The organism is Mesorhizobium sp. M1A.F.Ca.IN.020.03.2.1 (assembly GCF_004023205.1).
GTDB lineage: Bacteria > Pseudomonadota > Alphaproteobacteria > Rhizobiales > Rhizobiaceae > Mesorhizobium.
The window spans coordinates 1-3,186 of sequence record NZ_RZSV01000386.1; the positions used below are offsets into that span (position 1 = coordinate 1).

General features: G+C 64.4%; 4 protein-coding genes. All 4 read left to right on the forward strand.

All coding sequences use genetic code 11. From position 1 onward, the window contains the following. A partial coding sequence (gene pgeF / locus EOA79_RS30975) for a peptidoglycan editing factor PgeF (RefSeq protein ID WP_128293624.1) occupies window positions 1–630 on the forward strand: 630 nt, incomplete at its 5' end. Beyond that, entirely contained in the window at window positions 630–1,781 is a 1,152-nt protein-coding gene (locus EOA79_RS30980) for a Xaa-Pro peptidase family protein (RefSeq protein ID WP_067326575.1), read from the forward strand. The genes pgeF and EOA79_RS30980, both read left to right, overlap by 1 nt. Before the next feature lie 55 nt (window positions 1,782–1,836). After that, window positions 1,837–2,451 (forward strand): hypothetical protein, encoded by a 615-nt coding sequence (locus EOA79_RS30985; protein ID WP_095823262.1) that lies wholly within the window; start codon window positions 1,837–1,839, stop codon window positions 2,449–2,451. A 163-nt stretch (window positions 2,452–2,614) separates the two neighbouring features. Further along, the coding region (locus EOA79_RS30990) for a ribose-phosphate diphosphokinase (RefSeq protein WP_128293626.1) at window positions 2,615–3,186 on the forward strand (572 nt) is incomplete at its 3' end.

Sequence of the window (3,186 nt, forward strand, 5' to 3'; positions counted from 1 at the left end):
GCCGAGAACCGCCGCCGCGTTGCCTACTGGATGGGCGTGCCGGCGGATCATCTCCTCACCGCGCACCAGGTCCATTCTCCCGATGTCGTCATTGCCAAGGAGCCTTTTGCCGGCGCTCGCCCCAAGGCAGACGCCATCGTCACCGACCGGCCGGGCATCGCTGTCGGCGCCTCGACGGCCGATTGCGGACCGGTGCTGTTCGCCGACGCGGAGGCGCGCGTCATCGGCGCGGCCCATGCCGGCTGGAAAGGCGCCCTCACCGGCGTGCTCGAAAACACCGTAGCCGCGATGGAAGGGCTCGGCGCCCGCCGCGATCGCATCGTCGCCGTGCTCGGCCCTTCCATCGGACCCGACAATTACGAGGTGGGACCGGAATTCGTCGCTCGCTTCATCGAGGCCGACGCCGGCAATCAACGCTACTTCAAGTCGTCGCAGAACCCTGGCCACTCGATGTTCGACCTCAACCAATATACGGTCGACCGGTTGCGCAAGGCCGGCGTGACCGCCGACGGGCTCGGCCGCTGCACTTACGCGGAAGAACACCTTTTCTATTCCTACCGCCGCACCACCCACCGCAAGGAAGCGGATTACGGGCGGCAGGTCTCGGCAATCGTTCTGGAGAAAGAGTAATGGCGCTGCATTTCGAACGTTCGGAATTCGACGCGCGGCGCGACCGGCTGCTGATCGAGATGGCCGAGAAGAAGCTCGACGCCGTGCTTTTGTTCGCGCAGGAGAGCATGTACTGGCTGACCGGCTACGACACTTTCGGCTTCTGCTTCTTCCAGTGCCTGGTGGTGAAGGGCGACGGCTCGATGGTGCTGCTCACCCGCTCGGCCGATTTGAGGCAGGCGCGAAACACCTCGACCATCGAGAATATCGTATTGTGGACCGATCGTGATGGCGCCAATCCCGCGATCGACCTGCGCAACCTGCTCAACGATCTCGATCTGCTTGGCGCCCGCATCGGCGTGGAATACGACACGCACGGCCTCACGGCCTACAATGGCCGTCGCGTGGACGAGCAGTTGCAGACCTTCGGCCAGATCGCCGATGCTTCCGGAATCGTCGGCCGGCTGCGTCTCTTCAAGAGTCCGGCCGAGATCGCCAAGGCCGAAAAAGCCGCAAGCCTCGCCGACGATGCGCTCGATGCCGCGCTGCCGCTGATCAAGCAGGGCGGCGACGAGGCGCTGATCCTGGCCGCCATGCAAGGAGCAGTTTTTGCCGGCGGCGGCGACTATCCCGCCAACGAATTCATCATCGGCTCCGGCGCCGATGCCCTGCTCTGCCGCTACAAGGCCGGCCGCCGCAAGCTCACCAAGAACGACCAGCTGACGCTCGAATGGGCGGGCGTCTTCCATCACTATCACGCGGCGATGATGCGCACCGTTTTGACCGGGAAGATCTCGAAGCGCCACCAGGAACTGTTCGATGCCGCCCGCGCGGCTCTGCTTGCCGTCGAGAAGGCGATGACGCCGGGCAATTCCTTCGGCGACGTCTTCGACGCGCATGCCCGTACGCTCGAGGCGCATAATCTGACCAAGCACCGGCTGAACGCCTGCGGCTATTCGCTCGGCGCCCGCTTCACGCCGTCCTGGATGGACATGCCGATGTTCTACCAGGGCAATCCGGAGCCGATCGCGCCCAGCATGACGCTGTTCGCGCATATGATCATCATGGATTCGGAAACCGATACGGCGATGACGCTTGGCCGCACCTATCTTACCACGGAATCGGCGCCGAAGCCGCTCTCGCGCCATGATCTCGACTTGATCGTGCAGTGAATCCATAATGGTTGGTTCACGCGGGGGCGTTCGCCACCAGGGAGTTGTCGGGCAAATGAGACGATCGCAGGTGACGACCGTGTCATTGCTTGCGGCGCTGGCGCTGGCCGCCTGCACCAACGCCAAGGACGTCCTCGATCCTTCTGCCGTCAAGCCGCCGGCGGGTTCGGCCCAGGCTCTGCCGGCCACCCAGGGCACGTCGGCCACCGCATCGCCAACAACGACCACCGCGCCCGCGCCCACAGCGACCGCGGCGGCTTCAACGCCTGCCACGCCGGCTCAGGCCGCCGCCATCGCCAAGACCCGGCTGCAGGTAGCGCCGATCGTCGGCGCCTCGGTGGAGGCCGCAGCACCCTTGACGGCGGAATTGCAGACGCGCGCCAGGCAGCGCGGCGTGACCCTTGTCGGCAGCACCGACCAGACGGCGACGCATGTGCTGAAGGGTTATTTCTCGACCATGTCCGAAGGCAAGGACACCACAGTCATCTATGTCTGGGATATCTACGATCCGTCGGGCAACCGCCTGCATCGCATCAATGGCCAGCAGAAAGCGGCCTCGGTCGGCAGTGGCGAAGGCTGGCCGGCAGTAGCGCCGGCGACCATGCAGGCCATCGCCGACCAGACGATCGACCAGTTCACCGCGTGGCTCGGCGGCGACGGCGCCGGTTGATCGACCAACCTGTTGCCGGCTTGCGATCCAGCCGGCCTTTGTTGCGCCTTGTCGAACGATTCCCGATCACGAGGCTTGCAATACCGGCGCGGGCCGCTAAAAGCCCGGCATAAAGGCTCATGAGAGTCTGTCCGGTCTCTCCATCCTTCACCAGGAACGGTGCATGAAGCTTTTTGCGGGCAATTCCAACAGGGTGCTGGCCGAAGCGGTCGCTCGCTATCTCAACATCCCGCTGGGGAAGGCCAGCGTCAGGCGCTTCGCCGATCAGGAGATCTTCGTCGAGATCCAGGAGAACGTGCGCGGCGAGGATGTCTTCATCCTGCAGTCGACCTCCTATCCGACCAACGACCATCTGATGGAGCTGCTCATCATGATGGACGCCTTCATGCGCTCCTCGGCAAGGCGCATCACGGCGGTCATTCCCTATTTCGGCTACGCCAGGCAGGACCGCCGCGCCTCAGGCCGCACGCCGATTTCGGCCAAGCTCGTCGCCAACATGATCACCCGCGCCGGCGCCGATCGCGTGCTGACGCTCGACCTCCACGCCGGCCAGATCCAGGGCTTCTTCGACATTCCGACCGACAATCTGTTCTCGGTGCCGGTGATGGCCCGCGACGTGAAGGCGAAATACAAGCAGCTCGGCAATGTCGTCGTCGTATCGCCCGACATCGGCGGCGTAGTGCGGGCGCGCGCGCTTGCAAAACGCTTCGATGCGCAGCTCGCCATCGTCGACAA

Coding starts and splice junctions, on each gene's coding strand:
- EOA79_RS30980 (WP_067326575.1), top strand. CDS start 630: ATGGCGCTGCATTTCGAACGTTCGGAATTCGACGCGCGGCGCGACCGG.
- EOA79_RS30985 (WP_095823262.1), top strand. CDS start 1,837: ATGAGACGATCGCAGGTGACGACCGTGTCATTGCTTGCGGCGCTGGCG.